Annotated in this window: 21 protein-coding genes; 3 read left to right on the top strand and 18 right to left on the bottom strand. The window is 44.0% G+C overall.

The window, feature by feature from the left end; genetic code table 11:
• Positions 1–24 precede the first annotated feature (24 nt).
• The gene (locus O3642_RS04845) at positions 25–777 is read left to right on the top strand and encodes an ABC transporter permease (protein WP_371605522.1); all 753 of its coding nucleotides are present in this window, start codon (positions 25–27) and stop codon (positions 775–777) included.
• A 20-nt stretch (positions 778–797) separates the two neighbouring features.
• On the opposite strand, the gene O3642_RS04840 is transcribed toward O3642_RS04845, so the two are convergent.
• Together O3642_RS04840 and O3642_RS04835 are read right to left on the bottom strand one after the other, a co-directional pair.
• Positions 798–1,685 (bottom strand): sensor histidine kinase, encoded by an 888-nt coding sequence (locus O3642_RS04840; protein ID WP_371605521.1) that lies wholly within the window; start codon positions 1,683–1,685, stop codon positions 798–800.
• The gene (locus O3642_RS04835) at positions 1,685–2,374 is read right to left on the bottom strand and encodes a response regulator transcription factor (protein WP_371605520.1); all 690 of its coding nucleotides are present in this window, start codon (positions 2,372–2,374) and stop codon (positions 1,685–1,687) included. Before O3642_RS04835 ends, O3642_RS04840 begins: the two co-directional genes overlap by 1 nt.
• 203 nt (positions 2,375–2,577) lie before the next feature.
• Here O3642_RS04835 and O3642_RS04830 point away from each other — a divergent pair, with 203 nt between their 5' ends.
• Positions 2,578–3,111 (top strand): hypothetical protein, encoded by a 534-nt coding sequence (locus tag O3642_RS04830; RefSeq protein WP_371605519.1) that lies wholly within the window; start codon positions 2,578–2,580, stop codon positions 3,109–3,111.
• A gap of 114 nt (positions 3,112–3,225) precedes the next feature.
• Here O3642_RS04830 and O3642_RS04825 read toward each other — a convergent pair whose 3' ends face one another.
• The 16 genes from O3642_RS04825 to O3642_RS04750 all read right to left on the bottom strand — a co-directional run bounded on the left by O3642_RS04825 (position 3,226) and on the right by O3642_RS04750 (position 21,385).
• Complete coding sequence (locus tag O3642_RS04825; RefSeq protein WP_371605518.1) at positions 3,226–4,665, bottom strand: 6-phospho-beta-glucosidase; 1,440 nt, start codon at positions 4,663–4,665, stop codon at positions 3,226–3,228.
• Between the two features lie 633 nt (positions 4,666–5,298).
• Entirely contained in the window at positions 5,299–5,646 is a 348-nt protein-coding gene (locus tag O3642_RS04820) for a VOC family protein (protein WP_371605517.1), read from the bottom strand.
• 158 nt (positions 5,647–5,804) lie between these two features.
• Positions 5,805–7,580, bottom strand: a complete 1,776-nt coding sequence (spxB, locus tag O3642_RS04815) for a pyruvate oxidase (protein ID WP_183136317.1) — start codon at positions 7,578–7,580, stop codon at positions 5,805–5,807.
• Positions 7,581–7,936: 356 nt separating this feature from the next.
• Complete coding sequence (locus O3642_RS04810) at positions 7,937–10,159, bottom strand: heavy metal translocating P-type ATPase (RefSeq protein ID WP_371605516.1); 2,223 nt, start codon at positions 10,157–10,159, stop codon at positions 7,937–7,939.
• A 10-nt stretch (positions 10,160–10,169) separates the two neighbouring features.
• Positions 10,170–10,541 carry a cupredoxin domain-containing protein gene (locus O3642_RS04805; RefSeq protein WP_002901455.1) on the bottom strand — a complete coding sequence of 124 codons (372 nt, stop codon included), beginning with the start codon at positions 10,539–10,541 and terminating at the stop codon, positions 10,170–10,172.
• Positions 10,542–10,559: 18 nt separating this feature from the next.
• Positions 10,560–10,955, bottom strand: coding sequence for a CopY/TcrY family copper transport repressor (locus tag O3642_RS04800; protein WP_003005519.1), 396 nt, complete (start codon positions 10,953–10,955; stop codon positions 10,560–10,562).
• A gap of 147 nt (positions 10,956–11,102) precedes the next feature.
• On the bottom strand, positions 11,103–11,735 hold the full coding sequence (locus O3642_RS04795) for an SGNH/GDSL hydrolase family protein (protein ID WP_371605515.1): 633 nt from the start codon (positions 11,733–11,735) through the stop codon (positions 11,103–11,105).
• Positions 11,736–12,584 carry an HAD family hydrolase gene (locus O3642_RS04790; RefSeq protein WP_371605514.1) on the bottom strand — a complete coding sequence of 283 codons (849 nt, stop codon included), beginning with the start codon at positions 12,582–12,584 and terminating at the stop codon, positions 11,736–11,738. It abuts the gene before it with no gap.
• 136 nt (positions 12,585–12,720) lie between these two features.
• The gene (locus O3642_RS04785; RefSeq protein ID WP_371605557.1) at positions 12,721–13,299 is read right to left on the bottom strand and encodes an HD family hydrolase; all 579 of its coding nucleotides are present in this window, start codon (positions 13,297–13,299) and stop codon (positions 12,721–12,723) included.
• A gap of 458 nt (positions 13,300–13,757) precedes the next feature.
• Complete coding sequence (locus O3642_RS04780) at positions 13,758–14,474, bottom strand: DUF554 domain-containing protein (RefSeq protein ID WP_070675372.1); 717 nt, start codon at positions 14,472–14,474, stop codon at positions 13,758–13,760.
• A 22-nt stretch (positions 14,475–14,496) separates the two neighbouring features.
• Complete coding sequence (locus O3642_RS04775) at positions 14,497–16,161, bottom strand: hypothetical protein (RefSeq protein ID WP_371605513.1); 1,665 nt, start codon at positions 16,159–16,161, stop codon at positions 14,497–14,499.
• A 3-nt stretch (positions 16,162–16,164) separates the two neighbouring features.
• Complete coding sequence (locus O3642_RS04770) at positions 16,165–17,508, bottom strand: CapA family protein (RefSeq protein ID WP_155170228.1); 1,344 nt, start codon at positions 17,506–17,508, stop codon at positions 16,165–16,167.
• Positions 17,509–17,667: 159 nt separating this feature from the next.
• On the bottom strand, positions 17,668–18,381 hold the full coding sequence (locus O3642_RS04765; RefSeq protein ID WP_155170229.1) for a CPBP family intramembrane glutamic endopeptidase: 714 nt from the start codon (positions 18,379–18,381) through the stop codon (positions 17,668–17,670).
• A gap of 378 nt (positions 18,382–18,759) precedes the next feature.
• Positions 18,760–19,695: a peptide-methionine (R)-S-oxide reductase MsrB gene (gene msrB / locus O3642_RS04760; RefSeq protein ID WP_155170231.1), complete on the bottom strand. Its 936-nt coding sequence runs from the start codon at positions 19,693–19,695 to the stop codon at positions 18,760–18,762.
• Positions 19,696–19,968: 273 nt separating this feature from the next.
• Positions 19,969–20,325 carry a helicase BlpT gene (locus O3642_RS04755; RefSeq protein ID WP_151378950.1) on the bottom strand — a complete coding sequence of 119 codons (357 nt, stop codon included), beginning with the start codon at positions 20,323–20,325 and terminating at the stop codon, positions 19,969–19,971.
• 124 nt (positions 20,326–20,449) lie between these two features.
• Positions 20,450–21,385, bottom strand: a complete 936-nt coding sequence (locus tag O3642_RS04750; RefSeq protein ID WP_155170235.1) for a dihydroorotate oxidase — start codon at positions 21,383–21,385, stop codon at positions 20,450–20,452.
• Positions 21,386–21,684: 299 nt separating this feature from the next.
• Here O3642_RS04750 and gdhA point away from each other — a divergent pair, with 299 nt between their 5' ends.
• A complete protein-coding gene (gene gdhA, locus O3642_RS04745; protein ID WP_003004977.1) occupies positions 21,685–23,031 on the top strand; it encodes an NADP-specific glutamate dehydrogenase in 1,347 nt (448 codons plus the stop codon).
• Positions 23,032–23,242: the final 211 nt, after the last annotated feature.

The following is a 23,242-nucleotide window of genomic DNA, read 5'->3' as shown; positions in this document are numbered from 1 at the left end:
CATATTTCATTTAGGAGATTTATCATGTTACATACTATTCAAGCTGATTTTTACAGACTTTTTCGCTCCAAAGGTTTCTGGATTACAGAAGCCATTCTCGTTTTCAACATCCTGTCTGGAGTCATCTTTGGAGCTACTGGCCACGTCGGCGTCAATACGGAATCCAAATTACCCCAAGCGACCGAAGTTTGGACAGGCTTTAAAGCCTTGACCAACTACTCTTCCAGCATCAGTGTGACCATCCTCTTTACCATTATTGTCATCACCTTGGTCCTGGGAACAGACTTAACACAAAACTTATACAAGAATAGTCTGGCCTATGGCGTTTCGCGCACCAGTTACTACTTTGCCAAAAGCGCTGTTGTCCTGACCATTGCTCTCTTTCAATTTCTTGTTTCTTATGGTCTCGTCTTCTTGATCGCGACCCTCTACAATGGACTTGGCACCATGCCAGAGCACTTCCTTGCTCATTTTGGACTGACCGTGCTGATTCAATTCCTTTCCACCTTGGCTTGGGTCAGCATCATTTCCTTCCTTCTTTATGCTAGCCAATCCATCACCTTGGCCTTCGTTGGCTACTTTATTGGAAATATCCTTTTAAGTCTCCCTGCGCTTTTCTTTAAAGATATTGACATTCTCCACTATCTAAACTTGGAATTCCAATATTCCTTAGTTCAGAGCACCACAGCAACAACCAACACCCTCTCGATCGCCCTTGGATTCATCCTTGTTTTTGGCTTCCTGGGACTGGCTACTTTTAAACACAAAGATTTATAACAAAAAGGCTTGAGCAATGCTCAAGACTTTTTTCTTAGTGTAATGGTCAAAATAAACCAGTCTGCCTCCGTTGCCAGTTGCAAGTCGCCCCCTAAGATCTCTACAAAATTTTGAATGATGTAAAGGCCCAAGCCAGATGACTCTTCTGTGTCCGATAAATTCTCAGAGTAGAAGCGACTAGCCAGTTGGTCTAAGTGTTGAATCGGTTGTTGCACGATATTGCGCAGCTCGACCCGAATTGTGTCCGCGTCCGAGGTCAAGGTTAAACGTGCCTGCTCCTTTCCATGCTTGAGGACATTGCTGAGCATATTTTGCAAGAGGCGCTCCCAGAGCTCGGGATCCGTAGCATAATGGAGATGCTCTTCTAGCTCTACCTCTAGTGCGATCCCCGCCTCAGACAAGCTATCATAATACTGGAACAACTGCTGGGTCAGCACTTGGCTGAGATTAACGTCTGAAATCCGAGGTTGAATAGCTCCCTCCATCAAGCGTCTGTATTCCAAGAGAGACTCTAGGCGTTTTGAGACGACTTGAAGATTGGAAGCAATTTTCTTCAATTTTTCCTCTTCCTGCGTCCCTCCTTTGATGATTTGTTGGGTATAGCCCGAAGCAATGGTCAAAGGTGTCCGGATATCGTGAGCAATATTACTGATGGCCATATCCAAGGTCTTTTTCTCTTGAAAGGCAATCCGATTGGTCCGCTCGATCTGATCAAAGAGATCACTGACCTGCTTGGTCAAGGCGACCAATTCTTTTTTTGAGAGCTGAGAGGTCAGCCGTACCCCACTTCCGCTTTGAAGTTTATTTTGAATCTGCTCCTGCAAATCCTTTAAGGCAGAAAGCAAGCGAGCATAGCCCAAACCCAAGAAAAGGACAAGGACGACAAGAATTAGAACTAAAACCCACATTACTTGTCTCCTTTCAAGCGAACACCCAAGCCCCAGACCGTTTCAATATAGTCCTCATCTGGATCAAGCTGGGCAATTTTCTTTCGGAGATTGCTCAGTTGGGCATTGAGGGTATTGTCACCAGGCAGATAGACTTCTTCCCAGACCGCCTCATACAATTCTTCCTTGGTAAAAATCTTCTTTGGATGCGCCAGCAAGGTCTCAAAAATTTGAAATTCTTTTTTGCCCAAGCGAAGCGTCTGTTCGCCAGATTCCAGTTCAAAGGTTTCCGGATTTAAGACCAAATTCTTAAAGGAGAGCTTTTGCGACGCTTGAGCTTCCTGTGCTACCGTCGTTTGATTTCTCAACTGCACCGTCACCCGAGCTGCCACTTCGTCCAGATTAAAGGGCTTGACAATATAATCATTGGCACCTGCAAGGAGGTACTGGCTAATGAGGTGTTTGTCTCCAAGAGCCGTCATCATGATGACTGGCACCTGACTCTGCATACGGATCTCCTCAAGGACCTGGTCCCCATTCTTCCCTGGAAGCATGATATCCAGAAGGACCAAATCAATGGCTTCTTGCTGGAAGAGCCGCAGCCCTTCTGTACCTGAAAAAGCCTGAAGGACCTCATGATCTTCACTTAAGAGACTGTATAAAATTTCTTGGATATCATTATTATCCTCGATTAATAAAATCCGTGCCACTTGCCTCGCTCCTTTTTCCTTTTCTTGCGAAATCAGTTCTATTCCCCTAGCCTATCAAATAAAGGGACCTTCGTCAATGAAAATCTGATAAAATTCTATTGTACTCGGGTAGATCTGCATGTTAGAGCATCACAAGATGAAGTTGACAATCCTTTCTTTCAAAGGGTATAATAGGACCAATGACACAATAGGGAGACTCATCTATGAAAAATAATGCTAAAACTAAAATCAGTCTTGTATCCATCCTTGTCATCCTGGGCGTTGCTGCAAGAATGTTGCGAGTCATCCACCGCCACCAAATCAGGGAGCAAAACAAACAAACCATCCAAACGACTAAAAAGGTTGCAGAGTTTCAGAAAACACTAGACGAGGAAGAAACGAAGAAACGCAACGAAACCTTCAACAAGATTTTTAATGAATCCCTTGTTCGGAATAAGTTTGAGAATTGGCAAAAAGTCGATGAACTCCATGGTTTGGGACAAAGAACTGGGCAATTTTATATCTATAACTTTGAAAAAAAAGAAGAGATTCTCTTAGAGAATACTGATCAAGCATTTGTTCTACCTATTCGAGACAAGAGTGATAACGTCACATTTCAAGCTATCTTTGCCCACAAGGACGGTCAGTGGCACATCATGAAGCCAGACGGAAGTTCACAGTTGCAACTAGGAGCAGCCAACATTTCCGCTGAATCTAAGTTTGTCATCGAGAACAATGTCTTAGACTACGACCAGTAAATCCATAATGACTTGGTTTAACTACATACAAAAAGCTTAGGACCCCAGCTTGTGGTTGGGATTCTAAGCTTTTTAGTTTATAGGGGAGAGTCGGCCAGCAAGGACCGAAAACTTTTATTCAACAGAAGCTCCATTGGTCGCAATGACTTCTTTGTACCAATAGAAGGATTTCTTACGTGAGCGGGCTAAAGTTCCTTTTCCTTCATTGTCCCGATCGACATAGATAAAGCCGTAGCGCTTCTTCATTTCTCCTGTCCCGGCAGAGACCAGGTCAATACAACCCCAAGTTGTATATCCCCAGAGGACAACACCATCTTCATGGATGGCCTCCCGCATGGCCTTGATGTGGGCAGCCAGGTAATCAATCCGGTAGTCATCCTCAATCTCCCCGGCTTCATTTGGGGTATCAACGGCACCTAGTCCATTTTCTACGATAAAGAGAGGTTTTTGATAACGATCCCAGATGGTGTTCAGCGTAATGCGGAGACCAAGAGGGTCAATCTGCCAACCCCATTCTGAGCTTTCTAGGTAGGGATTCTTCAGAGAGGCAAAGATATTGCCCGCTGTTTTCTCCCTTTCAGCTGGATCCCCTGAAGCGACCCGACTGGCATAGTAGGAGAAGGAAATAAAGTCCACCGTATGGTCTTTCAACAATTGCAGGTCCTGCTCCGTCATCTCGACCGTAATTCCCTGACGCTCCCACTCTTTCTTGGCATAGTTAGGGTATTCCCCACGCGCCTGCACATCGATGAAGAAATAGTTCTTGCGATCTTCTTCTAGACCAGCCCAGACATCTCGTGGAGCACAGGTATGCGGATAGTTTTGCCCAGCTGCCAGCATACAGCCGACCTTATTGTTAGGATCAATCTCATGGGCTAGCTTGGTGGCAATGGCTGAAGCGACCAACTCATGGTGAGCCGCCTGGTATTTGACTTGCTCCTCATTCTCCCCTTCTTCAAAGCAGAGACCTGCTCCCATAAAAGGCGCATGGAGGATCATATTGATCTCGTTAAAGGTCAGCCAGAATTTGACCAAGTCCTTGTAGCGAGTGAAGAGGGTCCGGCAGAGACGTTCATAACATTCCAACATCTTGCGACTACGCCAACCTCCATACTCGGTAATCAAATGCATGGGACAGTCAAAGTGGGTAATGGTCACTAAGGGTTCAATGCCATACTTGTGGCACTCCTTAAAGAGGTCTTCATAGAACTGGAGACCTGCTTCATTCGGCTCTAGTTCATCCCCTTTCGGGAAAATCCGAGACCAGGCAATGGACAAGCGATAAGTTTTAAAGCCCATTTCCCCAAAGAGCGCAATGTCTTCCTTGTAGCGATGGTACATATCAATGCCATCTTTAGCAGGGTAAAAATAGCCCTCTTCAAAGTCGAACATTTTTCTCTGACCTGTAATAATGGCGTGACGATCAGGTCCAATCGGCACCACATCCACATTAGCCAAGCCACGGCCATCTTCATTATAAGCTCCCTCACACTGGTTAGCAGCCGTTGCCCCACCCCAGAGGAAACCATCTGGAAATTGAAGTTTGTCGGTCATCTCTCTACCTCACTTGATTTGATAGTTCTATTATACCCTTCTCTTTCCAAAAAATCTTACAAGATCCTATGAAAAACTAAACCTATTCTAAGGTTATTTCTGTTCACGTGCAACACAAAAAGACCGGATGACTCCGATCTTTCAGAATGTATACAAATTGTTTTTCACCTAATTTAATATCGGCTTTTCTGAAAAAATAAGAATGATTTCTATTTTTAAATCGTAAAGAATAAACTGAAACTTTCCGCCGTGAGAAAAGTGCTAGAAACACGATTGTTTCTAGCACTCGGTAGTTTTGAGAGTAAAACAGTTCGGGGAACTGTTTTAGCCTGAGCCCAGAAATTGAAAAGCGAAGGGGCTCAAAACTAATTGAACACGCGCTGCGGATTGTGTCAAAAAGATAAGTTCTCCTAGAATCGAAAGATTCTGCGTCAAACTTCCTATTTTGACTTTATCCGCAGACGCCCTTTGCATCTTGATTTAGTCATGGAACTTCTTCGAAGTTCGCTGACGTCCGTACTCACATAAGGAAAGTTTCAAAGAAGACTTTGTCTTTAATAAAACAGACCGGATTGCTCCGATCTGTTTATGTTCCACTCCAAGAACGTTTAAATTTTTTGATAATAGAATTACCTACTTCATATGATAAAAATCAAGCACTAATCCGGAAGGGCCTTCAACTAACAGGCTTTCGGTTCCCCAATCGGTTACAACTGGACCGTTCAAAACCTGGATACCAAGCTCTTTCAATCGTTGGTAGTTCTGCTCTACATCCTCAACTTCAACGTGAAGAATGATTCCTGACTGGAAATTTTCCAAAGGAACCAAATGATTTTGAGACAACATGAGACAGTGACTGCCAATCGTGAACTGAGCAAAACTGTCGTCAACATAATTGGCTTTTTTATCCAAAATACACTCCAAGCTAGCACAAACTTGGGTAACATCTGAAACGATAATATCTAATTGATTTAAATTCATTTCTTATCTATCCTCCATAAAAAGACCGGATTGCTCCGATCTTTTTAAGTTCTGCTCTAAGAAAATCAAAGAATAAACAAGGCATCGAACCACAGACAGTACTGGAGTACGGCAAGGTGAAGATAACGCAGTTTACTTTTGATTTTCGGCGAGAGGAATTATTTAATTGCGCGTGATTGCAATCCTTCTTCTTCCAAGAAGAGGCGGAATGGTACGAGTTCTTCTGCTTCGTATTTTTCCTTGAAGGCTTTGATGGCTTCTTCTGAGTGTTGTTTTGGATCCAACTCAAGAACTTCTACTGGAAGTGGACGGTGTTGAGTGATGCGAGCATCGATCACAACAGTTTTACCTTCTTTGTTCAATTTAACAGCTTCTGCAACGACTGCATCGATGTCTTCGATACGGTCAACTGTAAATCCTACAGCACCTTGAGCTTCAGCGATTTTCGCATAGTCAGCATTAGGGAAGTCACAACCAAACAAGTGTTTGTTTGTGTCTTCGTATTTGTCCTTGATGAAGGCATATTTACCATTTGAGAAGACAACGTTGATAACTGGAAGGTCGTATTGAACGTTTGTGATAACGTCTGGGTAGCACATGTTGAAGGCTCCATCACCCATGATGTTCCATACTTGGCGATCTGGATTGTCTTTCTTAGCAGCGATACCACCAGGAAGGGCAATCCCCATTGTCGCAAAGAGTGGAGATGTACGCCACATGTTCTTAGGTGTCATGTGAAGGTGACGAGTAGATGTTTGAGTAGTGTCACCTACGTCGATTGAGTAGATAGCGTCTTGATCAGCATGTTTGTTGATTGCATTGTAAACTTGATACAATTGCAATTCACCCTCAGTTTTACCTTCGAGTTTGTTCATGTAATCACGCCAGTTTTGGTTATTCTTAACGTTTGCACGCCACCATGGAGTAGATTCAACTGGATTCACTTTGTCAAGGATTGCTTTCGCTGCTTGACCTGCATCCCCAAGGATTGAAGCGTCAAGAGCATGACGTTTACCAAGTTTGTAAGGGTCGATATCCACTTGGATGAATTTTTCAGTATTTTTGAAGGCTTCGTAAACTTCAGCAAATGGGAAGTTTGAACCAAGGAAAAGAACTGTGTCTGCTTCGAAGACAACTTCGTTGGCTGGTTTCCAACCAACACGGTAAGCAGAACCTGTCAACCCTTCGTAGTTCCATTCGAAGGCCTCGAAGTTTTTACCAGTTGTAATGATTGGTGCTTTAATCTTACGTGACAATTCAGTGATCACTTCACCAGCTTTAACACCACCGTAACCTGCGTAGATAACTGGGCGTTCCGCATTGTTCAAGATTTCAACAGCTTTGTCAATTTCAACTTCGTTCAAAGCAGGAGCGATGAATGAGCGCTCGTATGAACCTGAACCGTAGTATGAGTTTTCGTCGATTTCTTGGAAACCAAAGTTTACTGGAATTTCAACAACTGCTGGACCTTTTTTAGAAACTGCAGCACGGCAAGCTTCGTCGATTACTTTTGGTAATTGTTCTGCGTAAGCTACACGTTTGTTGTAAACAGCGATACCGTTGTACATTGGGTTTTGGTTCAATTCTTGGAAGGCATCCAAGTTCAATTCGTTAACTGGACGTGATCCAAGGATAGCAAGGAATGGAGTGTTATCCATAGCTGCATCGTAAACACCATTGATCAAGTGAGTCGCACCAGGTCCACCTGAACCAACTGCAACCCCGATAGAGCCACCAAATTTAGCTTGCATAACCGCTGCAAGAGCACCAGTTTCTTCGTGACGAACTTGCAAGAAACGGATATCTTTGTCTTCAGCCAAAGCGTCCATCAGTGAGCTAAGTGTTCCAGATGGGATACCGTAGATCGTATCTACGCCCCATGTTTTCAATACATTAAGCATTGCTGCAGATGCAGTAATTTTTCCTTGAGTCATTCTAACTCTCCTTTAATTCTATTTTGATCCCTTAAAATGCAGCATAGCGCTTCTACTTCATCTTTGCGATCATCTCGCCTTGAAAATGAGTTTTTTCTGACTTTTCTCATGAAAACGATTTACAAAACGATTACAGTATTAATTTATCACAAAGAGATTCACATGTATAAGGATCTGCTCAGAGATGCTCAATCCCTATTCCATAACAGATCCTCTTTTTGAGAAATTTTCACAAACTATCCTACAATAGGGTATTTTACTATAGTTTTATACCCATCCCTTTTCCTTGTCGTTCTAGGAAAAAGAGAAAAAGAGAAAAAGAGTGATACAGAATTCTGTACCACTTCTTATTTTCATTAATCAATCTTCGCGACATTGAGAAGCAGCGAGCTAGTCAAAACAGACACAGAACTAAGGGCCATAGCAAGACCTGCTAGTTCTGGATTGAGGGTCAATCCCAGTCCTACAAAGACTCCAGCAGCAATTGGAATCCCAAGGATATTGTAGATAGAGGCCCAGAAGAGATTGAGTAAGATCCGACGGAAGGTCTTTTGACTCATGTCAAAGGCGCGCACAACTCCAAGCAAATCATTTTGCGTGAGCACGATGCCACCGGACTCGATCGCAATATCCGTTCCAGATCCCATAGCAATTCCGACATCGGCGATCGAAAGAGCTGGAGCATCATTGATCCCATCTCCCACAAAGGCTACCTTACTGCTTTCTTGCAGTTTTTGGATGGCGCTGGCTTTTTCTTGAGGGAGCACATCAGCGATCACGGTATCAATGCCCACTTGCTTAGCAATAGCTTGGGCCACCCGTTCATTATCCCCTGTTAACATGACCGTTTTCAAGCTCCGTTCTTTGAGCTTTTTGATCGCTTCTTTTGAGCTGGCCTTCGGAGCATCTTGAATGGCAATCAAGCCAATCACTTGCCCATCCACAGACAAACTGATCACTGTTTTGGCCTGCTCTTGCAACTCTACCATCCGTTTTTCAAGCTCCGGATCCATCGCTGTCCCGTCATGAAGTTTGCCATTTCCCAAGGTCACCAACTGCTGGTCGATCTGACCTTGGACCCCTTTTCCTTCGATCGCTTGGAAGTTTTCCACAGGGGATAGCACCAAACCTTTTTCTTCTGCTCGTGATAAGACCGCTTGCGCAAGGGGATGTTCTGAAAAAGTTTCAAGACTAGCAGCCAGTGTCAAGACACGCGCTTCATCTCCTACAACATCGGTTACAAGTGGTTGGCCAATGGTAATAGTCCCTGTCTTATCAAATACAACGGTTTGAATCTTTTGCACTTCTTGAAGAACTGTTCCATTTTTAATCAGAACCCCCATCTTGGCACTACGGCCGGTTCCGACCATCAGGGCTGTTGGGGTTGCTAAACCAAGGGCACAAGGACAGGCAATAATGAGGACAGAGACTGCATAGAGCATGGCCTCTTGAAGCGACGCGCCCAGAAGCACGGACCAAACCCAGAAAGTCGCAATGGCCAAAATCGTCACCACTGGAACAAAGATACCTGAAATCTTATCCGTCAAATCTTGAATAGGAGCACGACTGGATTGGGCCATTTTGACAAAGTCCACAATTTGAGATAAGAGGGTCTCACTACCGACTTTTTCAGCCTTAAAGAGAATGGTCCCATTGCTGTTGATAGTGGAGCCAATGACTGCATCACCAACTGATTTTTCCACAGGCAAGCTTTCACCTGTCACCATCGACTCATCAATGGTCGTACTTCCTTCTACAATCGTCCCATCAACCGCGATCTTTTCCCCAGGACGGACCCGAATCAAGTCATCAATTTGGATATCTTCTGCCGCCACCTCGACATAGTTCCCATCACGGAGAACTTGAGCCGTTTTTGCCTGCAAATCCAACAACTTTTCCACAGCCTCGGAGGCATTGTTACGCATCCGTTCCTCAAAGATTTGCCCTAAGAGGATAAAGAAGATGATAAAACCCGCAGCCTCAAAGTATACTGGCTGACCAGTAAAAAGGGCAAATACACTATAGACATAGGCTACCAGGGTTCCAAGAGCTACCAAGGTATCCATATTGGAATGGTGCTTCTTAAATGAGGCCCAGGCACTCTTGATAAAAGGAACTCCTGCCACTAGCATAATCGGCGTTGTCGCTAGAAAAGTCCCCCAGCGACTGACTGGATGGGATACAAATCCTGCCATCATCCCGATCATCAAGATCAATAAGAGAAGGGTAAAGATACTAGTAATCCAAAAGCGACCCAGTAAACCTAAGACACGACGGCGTTTTTCCACAACCGTGTAGGAACCCTTTTGCATCTTCATTCCACATGAAAACTCGAAGTCCCCTGTTTCTGTCGGGGTAAAAGATATGACCTTATCCACACCGACTTCCAAAGGCTCTAAAATCCCCTGATCTTCAAACAAAATTTCCTTGTAACAGCCGGAAGGATTGACCCGATGGAAGGTGATTTCAGCAGGGATCCCTTTTTGAAGTTGAAATTCCTTTGGACTATAGCCTTTTTCTGCTGTAATACGGATCTTTTGCACTCCGTTTTCCACAACTGCTTTTTGTTTTTCTACCATACCTACTCCTTTATTCCACAATCATGTGACCATGCATCATGTTCATTCCACATGAATACCCATATTCGCCCGCTTTTTCTGGCGTAATTTCAATGACATGTTTTTCACCTAAAGGCAAATCTTCATGAACGCCAAAATCTGGAAAGATCACTTGAGCCAGACATGAAGATGGATCCTTGCGATTAAAGATGATCCGGGCTGGAACATTCTTTTTCAGGACAATGGTTTCAGGCGAATAGCCCCCCATAACTTCGACTTCAATTTCTTGATAACCTGATTTCTGACGAGCGTGGCCGCTTACCTTTTCATGCTCTGCAAAGAACCACCAAGCAATAAAAGCAACCACAAGTAAACAAACAATACTAATTAACAATCCAAACATGGAATTTCCTTCTTTCTATTACATACAATTGCAAGGGACTGTTTCGACAGCCTCTGCTTTCTTTTCTTCCAGGACCTGCTGCAGCTGATTAAGATCTGCAAGCGTAAAGTCACTCTCCTGAATCAAGTTTTCAAGCACCTGGACAATTCTTTTTGAGCAAACCTTGTCTTTCACATCCTCAACCACCAAGTCTAAACTTTGGTCCTGCTTCAACAAAGCCGAGTAGACAAAGGCTTTGCCAGATTTTTCTCTGGTCAGACAGCCTTTCTCCACCAAGCGCGTCAAGAGGGTCTTGATGGTCGACTTCGACCAGTCAAAGCGCTCGGACAAGACGGCGATCAAATCCGTGCTGGTCTGCTTGCCTTCCATCCAGATAATCTTCATGATGCGCCATTCCGCATTGGAAATTTGCATGGCTTCTCCTTTCTAAATCTACATTTGTAAATCTTATGATGCTATTTTACACCTAAGATTTACATTTGTCAACCAAAAGTTTTAAAAAAAACAAATCTTCCTTTGAAGATTTGTCTGGTTGGGCTTTTTTCGCTCCTATTTTTGTCTCTATAATATCTCCTGCAGAGCTTGAGCTAGAATGCGATAACCGGCCACACTTAAATGAAGGCCATCTGTCGTATAGGCTTCTGCCAACTGCTCCACTTCATCCAATAAAGACGAATACACATCGACATAGCTGACCTGGTGGTAGGCCTGGGCCAATTCGCGATAAGCTTGATTGAGGGCTTTAATTTTTTCATTGGTCCGCACATAGACCTTTTGTTTGTAGCGCTCTTCTTGACTCACCGGTAGAACCGAGATCAGGTTGATGTGGGTCAGCGGAAAGTCCCGCATAATTGCTTGTAAGACCGCTTCTACATTGTCTAGGGTTTCCTTTTGAGGAATTTCTTTTCCGATATCATTGGTCCCGATCAAGAGAAAGATCTGATCCACCGCCGTTCCAAAGACATGGGCGTCTAGATGTTTACGAAGAAGATCCGTCTTATAGCCTCGTACTCCTCGATTGACCATGTGTTTGGGACTTTGTAATAGTTCATGAATGGGGAAATATTCCACAATGGAGTCTCCGATAAAGATCAAACCAGGCTCTTTCAGAGGGGCTTGATTGAGCTCCTGATAGGTTGTTATAATTTTCTCCTGCTCCTTTAAGAGCCAGTCTTCTAACAGTTGTACCGCCATCTACTTCTGTCCTTTCACTTGTTCCCAGGGGGTCAGTCCTAGGTACTCTTCGATCACCTGGTAGACACCGCCTTCTTGATGGCTCGGTGCTAGGTGTTTGGCAACAGCCTTGACAGCTCTTTCTGCATTGGCCACCGCATAGGAGTGACCAGCCATTTCAAGCATTTCGATGTCGTTTCCACTATCCCCAAAGGCCATGACCTGACTAGCATCAAGCTGCCATTTCTCCATTAATTGAGCCAGTCCCCAAGCCTTGTGAATGCCTGCTTGTAAGAGATCCATGCTCCCGAAACCGCTCGAAACCGCCATCAGCTGATCTCCAAAAGCCTGTTGGACTTCCTGACTCACTTGATCAAGACGATCCAAGCCAACCACCAAGCTCATTTTAAGCACCTGGTCAAACAAATCGGCTGTCAATTCCGGAACAAACTTCATTCGCTTGTACAAGGCTTCAATCACTTCCGGCTGCATGAATTTTTCAACTTCTGTAAAGACCGTGCCTTCCTTGACAAAGCCACCATTGACAGCTGATACAACCAACTGATCTGAAATTTCCCGGCCCTTAAAATAAGCAAGAACCGCCTCCACCAATTCCCGATCCCAGAATTTTCCTAGAACCATCTGGTCATTCTCAAAAATCCGAGCTCCGTTGGCGACGACCAGGGTCACCCGCTTGACCAAAGGACCCAAGAGCTGGCGCATGCGATGGATTTCATTTCCCGTCGCAATGACAAAGCGAATCCCTTTTTGATCCAAGTGGTCCAAAAGCCTTTCCAGGCGCGGAAGATCCACCTCTCCTCGCTCATCTAATAAGGTCCCATCCATATCTGTTGCAATCAACTTAATCATACAATCTAACCTTTTCCCTTTCAAAGGGTGCAAATTATCTGTTTCCATTATACCACAGATCAAGCAAGTCAAAACCACCCGTGAAAACAGGTGGCTTCCTCTTGGGCTGAAGGTTCCTACTGATGGCCAAAGGATCTTATAAATACAAGCCCTTTTCTACACTTTCCTGAATTAACTCTTCTGTCAGTTTCCATAATTCTTCCGATTCACTTTTTATGAACTTTTTCTTTTCTAATACCATCTCTGAACGGATATGATCAGGATTATAATTGACTTCTGATACTTCCAAGTGATTGATCAGTGGTACCAATGCGTCAATCACTCTTGCATATCTTGCCTCAGGACTCTGCCCTTTTTCAAACTCCAACCACGAATTTTTCATATTCACATATGTTGCTTCTGGAAGGAGGCTCATTGTTTTTTCTATAGATGCGAACTCTCTATCATGAGCATGAACCTTTTTTTCATCGTCAAACACCCAAGTATCTCCAGCATTAATCTCACCTAAATCATGAATCAATAACAGAAACATAACCTTTTCCATATTCAATTTTTCAGGATAATAATCTTGCAGAACCATCGCAGCGATCGCACCCTGCCAAGAATGCTCGGCACTATTTTCAAACCGTCCATCAAGGGTTCTATTAAACCTTGTTACTGACTTTAATTTCTCGATTTCTTTAATAAATTCAACTGTCTGATTCAAATCACTCATGGCGACTCCAACCTTCCTATTCGAAATTACGATTATCATACCAAAAATCAGGTTTTCCATAAATGAATTCCCGTATTTGCAAAAAGAAAATGTCCCTCTTTTCCGGATCACCTTCATTTTTCTAACAAGACTACAAGGGCAAGCAAAAAAGCTAACCAGTCTTTACCGGTTAACTTTAGAATGAGACAAACTATTTTAAAGTAAAATATGTTAATCGATTCTAAAAGTAAGTAAAAATGAGTTCCTATTTTTAGAATGAATCAAGAAAATACAAAAACTTTCCGCTGTGAGAAAAGTGCCTGAAACAATACGTTTCAGGCACTCGGAATTATTGAGACCTTAGGCTCAATAATTAGTCATGGAACTTCTACGAAGTTCGCTGACGTCCGTACTCACCTAAGGAAAGTTTTTGATATGACTTTGTCTTAAATCTGAAGCTCCTGGTTAGCTTCTCTTTTTTAGCCAACAAAGGCCCAAATAATGGCAATCAGCACTGCTGGAAGGAGATTGGCGACCTTGATTCGTTTGCCCCAGATGAGATTGATCCCTACACAGAGAATGAGGCTAGAGCCAACTAGGGACAGATTCGAAAGGGCTTGCGGAGTCATGATCGGTGCGATCAAATGGGCCAACAGCGTGATCAAACCTTGAAGGATCACGAGTGGAACCACCGCAAAGATCGCGCCCTTTCCTTTTGAAACGGTCAAGACCAAAACGATAACCATATCGAGAATAGCCTTGGCCAACAAGGTCGAGGTGTCGCCTGTCAGGCCATCCTGGACAGCTCCGACCACTGCCATAGCCCCAATACAAATGGTCAAGGCCGTGGTCATAAAGGCATCAACAAAACTAGTATCGCCTTGGTTGCCCGTCTTTTCCTTCAGCCAGGTTCCCAGACGCTCAAAGCCTTCCTCAATCTTCAAGAGTTCCCCGATAACGGTCCCGATCACTAGACTCAGAATCAACATCATACTGCCGTGACTTTCCACATGACTTCCATGCACCACCAGCATCTTTTCCAAGGTCCCTGCAATGCCCAAGACAAAAACAGCAACACCCGTCACTTTCAGAAGGGTCTCATGAAAATCTTCTGACAAACGTTGACCGATGAGCAATCCTAAAAGCCCACCAAATACGACCCCTAAGGCATTATAGAAGGTCCCTAAACCGATCATTTACAAACTCCTTCGTTTATTTTCATTCTTTTTCAATTTCTTTCAAAGACCAGTGTCCCGTCTCTTCATACTGGTCAATCAAGTCCTTGGCTGTTTGCGTGATCGCCTCTGGATAATGCAGACTTTCTAGGGTATTGACCGCATTCTTGGTCACGGCTGACCCTGGCTTGATCTGGTAGTCAAAGACGATCTTGCCATCCACATAACGACTGTCAAAATGGTAATTATCATTGACCTCACCAGAAGCTGCGACCAGCTCAATATCATGACTGGAAATCATGTAGAGGCAGTTTTGAGCAGCTAACCAGCGGACAATCCCAAGGCCTGATCCGATCCGCTCGATGGTATTGGTCCCCTTAAAGAGCTCGTCAATAAAGAAGTAGTGAAAACCAGGCTTTTTCAGATGCTGAATCATGCGCAAAATAGCTTTGCTCTCCGTGATAAAGTAGCTATCTCCAACTTCAATGTCATCACTCACATCCATAGCCGTTAGGACATGACCATAGGGAAGAGCCAATCTTTCACCATAGGCAAAGCCTAATCCTTGAGCCAGAATGGCATTGATGGCGACAGTTTTCAAATAGGTCGATTTCCCGGACGCATTGTCCCCACTGATGACCATGTTTTTTTGAAAATGCACATCATTCGCAATCGGATTAGACAGCAAGGGATGATAGAGCGTCTCACCCTCAATGCCACCCGTTTCCGTAAAGACTGGCTGGCAGACCACTTCTAGGTCTCGCTTGTGGCGCAAGAGACTAATGGCGACTTCCATCTCTCCTAGGAGATCCAGAAGCTTCTGGGCCTCTTTTTGATGAGTCTTCACCTGATTGTAAATATAAACCTGAGCGATCTGCGGGAGTAAAAAGAGGACGTTGATGTAGAGGAGAATAATTTCCATCTCAGAGGTCCCCGTTGGACTCTGTAAGACACTGGCAAGGATCCGCGTTTTCTTAAAGGGTTTGACTGCCTGCTTGAGTTCTTCTTGTTGTGGCAAGGCTAGATGGCTCAAGCGTTCTGCCGAAGCAAAGATGCGGACCAGATAGCTAACATTGTCCAGACGGATTCTATTGGACCAATTGCGCAAACTCGAAAAGACGATATTAAAGACCACACTGATCACCAAGAGGGTAATGGCCCCGACTGGCTCAAAGGGGATGGCAAAGAGACAGAGAATAGGAAGGCAGGCCAAGGCTAGATAGAGGGGCAAACCTGCATAACGCTTGCCGGGATTTGCGACAATGCTACGCGCCATGTTGTGGTTCTTCTTGCCCAGTTGGTTGAAAATGACCTGGACCTTGAGCCGCAAATCCGGATGCTCTTCAAAGAAGGCTTCTAAGTCATGAAGCTGGTCCTGAAGCTGGAATTCCAGCAGGCGCATGTTTTGATAGAGAGCTTCTGCCCCAAGGCTCGATTGGGTATAGTTGAGCTGATCAAAGACCGAATCCAAAGCCAAATCATGCCAGGTCTGATCATCCACTTGGCTATCGATCGTCTTTCCCTTAGCCGGATAAGCCAGGCTGTCTATCAAACTTTCTTCTGTATCTTTCTTGCGAAAGAAAGGCGCTCCATCCCAAGCCTTCTTCAGCTTTTGCTTGAGACGGATGGCCGTAAGAAATTTGGTTGCCCAAATCACCACGATCAATCCTAGGATCCCAAGCAGGATCCAGTTCACATTTCCTTCCATGCTCTATTCCTTTCCACTCTGAGGCCAGTCCAAGTGAACATGTTCCTTCATTTCTCGGTAGGCCGTGTCCACTCTCTCCTTGGTCTCCTCATCCAGCTTGTTGCGGTATTTGCCACCCTGGATAAAATCTTCCAAGATATAGGTCTGGTACTTGTACAAGTCATAGCCTTCAGGAGAATAGGTGCCCTTCGGAGTCCGACTGACCCAGGTTGGATGAGCAGTAGCTGTCTTGATCTTTGTCTTGCGACCAACCTTTTCGATGGTCACATCCATCAAGACCCCTCGCTCTGTCCATTGGGCAGTCTCCACATCTCCCATAGTTTCCAGACGCTGATTGGACAGGAAATTCCCCATCGAGTAGATGATAAGCTTGTTTTGACCATCTTTATTGACCACTTCAGCAGGCTCTACAACATGGGGATGCCCACCAAAGACGATATCAGCTCCCCAAGAAACCATCTTGTGGTAGAGTTCTTTTTGCTCTTCTGTTGGCTCCAACTGGTACTCAATTCCCATCTGGGGCATGACGATAGTAATATCAGCCTCTTGCTCCGCCTTTTGGATCTCCGCCTTCATCCGCTCTTCATCCAGATCAGACAAGACATCTGCTTGCTCCTCTGGAGTAAGGGTCGTTTCCATTCCATTAAACCCATAAGCGTAGGCTAGAATAGCAATCTTGATGCCATTCACTTCCTTGATCACCAAGGGGGCCTGGCCTCTCTTTTCATGCGTGTAGACACCGACAGGGGTGATGCCTACATCTTCAAAGGCTTTGGCTGTCGAATAGACCCCTTCTAGACCTGAATCCAGGATGTGGTTGTGTCCCAAATCCATGACATCATAACCAGCATCCTTGATGGCTGGTACGACTTCGCTCGGCGCATTAAAGAGGGGATAACCTGACAAATAGTAATTGGGGTTAATGGTTCCCTCAAAATCGCCCAAGACCAGATCCGCCTTTTGTAGCCAGGGTTTGACATACTCATAATTTTCATGAAAATCATAGGTCCCATCTTCTTTTTGCGCGCTCATATAGACCAAATCATGATAGAGCTGATCTCCATTGGCCATGATCCGCGCTGTATGAGGAATCTGATCAGCCGGTGTTTTTGCCTTGTACACAACCTCTGGCCATTCGGTTGCGGTGATCGGAAAGCCTTGGAACTTTTGCACCCATAAGATGGCATTGGCCACGATAAAAACGACAGACAAGAGCACATAGATAAACTGTTCATTGGTCAGCTGAATCCTTGAAAAGAGACGATCAAAAGCCCAGTCAAAGGCTGCCGATAGCTCTTTCCCCATCTTTTTGATGATCCCTTTCACATTCTCCCACTTCTCTAACATTCCTACCTCTTCTTCGTACCTAGTTTCTCCAATGATCCGCCAACAAATTGAGCTGTCATTGAAATACTTTCTCTTCATTGTATCACAAATTTCCAGAGGAGAAAAAAAGTTCTGCAAAACAGAACTTCTAAATGATTTACTACTGAAACAATAGACTTGTCACACCAAAAAATGCCAGTAGATATAATTGTAGACGAAGATCCAAATTGGTTTCCAGTAAGGTAAAAAGTTGTAAAAAGCATGCAAGAGGATAACCAATCGTAGATCCCTGTGTTTTTTATAAATTTCTGCTAAGAATACCCCTCCAACAAAAAAGAGCAGGAAGGAGATCGGATCGCGAAACACAAACGCAAGATGAAGCCCTGAAAAAAGCAGAGCTGATACTAATACATCTAAATGAAAGCGACTATTTTTAAAAAAGGCATTCATCACATAGGCACGGCAAAGTAGTTCTTCCAAAATTGGACCAGTCATAATAGACTGAACGAATTTCAAAAAAACTACTATACCAGTTCCCTTCAAAAACACTGAATCTGGTAGTCTAGGTAATAAATCATTTGGTGCGGGAACAATATAGTTTTGAAATATTGTAGCAATCCACATCGTCATCATATTTAAAAGGAAAATAAGGAAAAAGTAAATCAGATAAGACCACTTCCATTTTGAAGCGGTAAACGTTATCGGAAGTTTTTCCCGTTTCATCCAGAGGATGATCCCAAGACTCAGCAACACCTCAAGAGCTAGCTGGATACTATAAAAGATGGTAATGCTCCCACTGAATAAGGTTGTAATTTTTATCGCAGCCATTACTACAACAAATAAAGCCATAAAGGAAAAACATAGCAAGGCAATCGTATGTTTCAAATATTTCATAATTTCATCTCTACTTTTTTAATTTGGAATTTCATGAAAATGATATTTATTATAGCATAGATTACCTTTATTGAGAACACTATATTTTAGTTTTTCTTTCGTTTCTAAAATTTATAAAAGAGGCTTCCTCCCCTTAGAATGCAGAGGAACTTTTTGACATAAATCATCTGCAGTAAACCGCCGGAAAACATCATCACGATTTTCAACTGGTGCAAGCATCTACTGAAACTTTCCGCTGTGAGAAAAGTGCCTGAAACAGTGATGTTTCTGGCACTCGGGAGTTTTGAAACCTTAGGTTCAAAACAAAGTCATGGAACTTCTTCGAAGTTCGCTGACGTCCGTACTCACCTAAGGAAAGTTTCTAAGATGCTTTTTCTATTATCTCAATGCTTTTAACAAATAACCATAGCCTTCTTGCTCCATCTCTTCTTTTGGAATAAAGCGCAAAGAGGCCGAATTGATGCAATAGCGAAGGCCACCTTGGTCTTTGGGTCCATCGGTGAAGACATGGCCGAGATGGGCATTGCCCGAGCGGGAACGAACTTCGATCCGCTCCATTCCATGGCTATGGTCCTGGTAATAGTGGACGACATCTTTGGCAATGGGACGGGAGAAACTTGGCCATCCGCAGCCAGATGCAAACTTATCCTTGGCAAAGAAGAGAGGCTCCCCCGTCGTAATATCCACATAGATCCCCTCTTCAAAGGTCTGATCATAGGCATTGTGGAACGGGCGTTCCGTCGCACTTTCTTGGGTGACTTGGTACTGTTCTGCTGTCAGTTTCGCCTTTAAGGTTTCTTGATCTGGCTTCTGATAGGCTGACGGATCAATCAAGGGCTGCTCAGCATCCGTCACATCGATATGGCAATAGCCTCCAGGATTCTTCTTGAGGTAGTCTTGGTGGTAGTCCTCAGCTAGGATGTAGTGGCGCAAGGGTTCCAACTCAACCGCAATTTTGCGGCCCAGTTGCTTCTCTTCTTCAGCAAACAGGTGGGCGATCACTTCACGATCTGCCTCATCTAGGTAATAAACACCAGTCCGATATTGGCGGCCTCGATCATTTCCCTGCTTGTTAATGGACAGGGGATCGATCACCCGGAAATAGTAGAGCAGAATCGCTCGTAGGGTGATTTTATCTGGATCGTAGATGACCTGAACAGTTTCTGCATGATCCGTTTCCTTGATCAGTTGGTAGTTGGTCGTTTCTACCTGGCCATTGGCATAGCCCACCGTCGTCTCTTCTACACCGGGGATCCGTGAAAAATATTCCTCTAAGCCCCAAAAACAGCCACCTGCTAGATAAATCTCTGCCATCTTTTTTCCTCGCTTCCTGCATTCCCCACAAGGAACGCTTCTTATCTATTAGCTCCATCATAATCCAAGAGCCTCAGATTTTCAAGGATTCTGCATCAAAAATCCCTTCTACTATATGTAAAAGGGATTCAATCCTTCTTATTTTTCAAATAAGAAAAAGAGCGAGTAATAGAAGTTCCAAAACGATAGGGTTAACTGATGTAGAAAATCATGAAGGACTACCATGACCAACACCTCCTCTGAATATCTGTAGACAAACTCAAGGCACATCAACTATAAAACTACCGTCGGTCCATAGACCTGTAACTGAGGCTTCACAACCTCGTAATGCCAGTGATCATAAGCTCGCCAAGCTTGAAAGGCCTCTTCGTTCAAAGCTAGCCCACCCAGACCAATCAATAGACTGGCGGTCTGATAAAACTTTTCCATCTCAATCAACAGACGATTGTCTACCCGCCTAGCCTTTCGTAAACCTTTCAACATCTGATCTAGATTTTCTCGAAATCGAAGGGCATCTGGACTGGGAGTGAATCCTTTAGAAAAGGCTGTTTGAAGAAGGGTGATCTTCGTCCTTGCCTCTTGAATCACGTCCCTTTCTTCCATAGAAATCACCTTCCTTTGCACCTCTATTGTACACCTTTTTCTCTCTATAAAAATAGAAAATTCCTAAAACTAGGAACAGAATGTTCTCTCTTGACGAGAAACCATAAAAAACTTCCCCAAGTTTCCACTTGAGGAAGTTCTTTTCGAATGATTAGTCAATGTAGTGCAATTTCCCACGGAAGTCTTCCAGACTTTGATATCCTTTTTCTTCCATGATGACTATGAGCTCCGCAGTGATGCGTTCAAAAGCTCCTACTCCTTCTTTATGCAACGTCGTTCCGATTTGCACCATACTAGCCCCACAAAGGATATGCTCAAAGGCATCGCGACCAGTCAAGACTCCCCCAGTCCCCACAATCTGAATTTCTGGATTCAGACGTTGGTAAAAGGCATGGACATTGGCGAGTGCCGTTGGTTTGATGTATTCACCACCAATCCCACCAAATCCGTTCTTCGGACGGATCACCACGGATTCATCCTCAATGTAGAGGCCATTTCCGATTGAGTTGACGCAGTTGACAAACTTGAGCGGGTATTTGTTAAAGATCGCTGCTGCTTGATCAAAATGAACGATATCAAAATAAGGTGGCAACTTGATCCCTAGAGGTTTGGTGAAATAGGCAAAGACCTCAGACAAGATCCGATCTGTCGTATCAAAATCATAGGCGATCTGAGGTTTCCCAGGGACATTGGGGCAAGATAGGTTCAATTCTGTCAAACCTTTAAAGTCACTGTCTTGCACCTTTTTCAAGATGGTATGGGTCTCTTCAGGAGACATGCCGACGAGAGATAAGAAGAAAGTCCGGTCAGGATCCGTTTCTTGCAACTCTAATAAGTAATTCAAATAATAGTCCAACCCTTGGTTAGGTAGCCCCATCGAATTGATCGAACCAAGCGGCACATCTTGGTAGCGTGGCTCTGGATTACCAGCACGGAATTCTAAGGTCGCTGTCTTGGTCACAAAGGTCCCAGCAGCTGAGTTCTTCACTTCTTCTAATTCCTCAGTGGTCATACAGGCTACACCTGCCGCATTCATCAAGCAGTTGTCAAATTCAAAACCAGCAATTTGCGTCTTTGTCGATACCATCTTGTACTCCTTTTTTGAAACACCACCAACAGAATCGTTCGGGATGCTCTCTATTTTCTTCTTTCATTATACCATCACTTGGAAGCTTCCGGACAATCAAAGCTAAAAATTCTTCCAAACATTCGGACTTTCCTACTAGTGATAAAATTTTCAGAAAATTCAACTTTTTTCTTTACAAGCCAAAAAAAGTCTGCTATAATGATCCATGTAAAAAAACATGACATTGTTTGTCAACTGTCTCAAAACCACTCCCCTAGCGGGTTTGCTGGTTTTCGTTTCATTCACAAAGGAGAATTAACATGACAACTGCTAAAGAATATATCCAAAGCACCTTCGAAACTGTAAAAGCTCGTAATGGCCACGAAGCTGAATTCCTTCAAGCTGTTGAAGAGTTCCTCAGCACTTTGGAACCTGTTTTTGAAAAACATCCTGAATACATCGAAGAAAACATTTTGGCTCGTATTACAGAACCTGAACGCGTAATTTCTTTCCGTGTTCCTTGGGTTGACCGTGAAGGAAACATCCAAGTAAACCGTGGTTACCGTGTTCAATTCAACTCTGCTGTAGGTCCTTACAAAGGTGGTCTTCGTTTCCACCCAACTGTTAACCAAGGGATCTTAAAATTCCTCGGTTTCGAACAAATCTTCAAAAACGTCTTGACTGGTCTTCCTATCGGTGGTGGTAAAGGTGGATCTGACTTCGATCCTAAAGGAAAAACAGACGCTGAAGTGATGCGTTTCTGCCAAAGCTTCATGACGGAATTGCAAAAACATATCGGTCCTTCTCTTGATGTCCCAGCTGGTGATATCGGGGTTGGTGGACGTGAAATCGGATACCTTTACGGTCAATACAAACGCCTTCGCCAATTTGATGCTGGTGTCTTGACTGGTAAACCTCTTGGTTTCGGTGGTAGCTTGATCCGTCCAGAAGCAACTGGTTATGGTTTGGTTTACTACACTGAAGAAATGCTCAAAGCAAACGGCGACAGCTTTGCTGGTAAGAAAGTCGTGATCTCAGGTTCTGGTAACGTTGCTCAATACGCTCTTCAAAAAGCAACTGAACTTGGTGCAACTGTTATCTCTGTATCTGACTCAAACGGTTACGTGATCGACGAAAACGGTATTGACTTCGACCTTCTTACAGACGTCAAAGAAAAACGTCGTGCACGTTTGACTGAATACGCTGCTGAAAAACCAACTGCTACTTACTACGAAGGTTCTGTATGGACTTATGCTGGTAACTATGACATCGCTCTTCCATGTGCAACTCAAAATGAAATCGATGGCGATGCTGCAAAACGTTTGGTCGCTCAAGGTGTGAAAGTTGTCTCTGAAGGAGCAAACATGCCAAGTAACATCGATGCCATCAACGTATACAAAGAAAATGGTATCCTTTACGGACCTGCTAAAGCAGCTAATGCTGGTGGGGTTGCTGTATCTGCTCTTGAAATGAGCCAAAACAGCCAACGTCTTTCATGGACACGCGAAGAAGTGGACGGACGTTTGAAAGACATCATGACCAACATCTTCAACACTGCTAAAACAACTGCAGAAACTTACGGTCTTGGTAAAGATTACCTTGCAGGTGCCAACATCGCTGCCTTTGAAAATGTCGCAAATGCGATGATTGCACAAGGTCTTGTATAATCAATCGATATTTTTCTTTGAGACCTTCGGGTCAAAGCCTCTCAACTCCTGAAACCAGTATGTTTCAGGAGTTTTTTTGTAGTTACAGACCTCTGTCAAGACACCCCGTCCCAAGTGAGGAAAGCCATTTTTAAGACAAGGGGTTCGACCTTCTGTAGTGGGGAGATGTAAGCCCTCTCTTTTTCTGTATCTTTTTCTAAAAAAATTTTAT

Origin of the sequence: Streptococcus sp. 27098_8_66, from assembly GCF_041431945.1 — a bacterium.
GTDB classification, from domain to species: Bacteria; Bacillota; Bacilli; order Lactobacillales; family Streptococcaceae; genus Streptococcus; species Streptococcus dentalis.
This window is presented reverse-complemented; position numbering and strand designations above follow the sequence as displayed.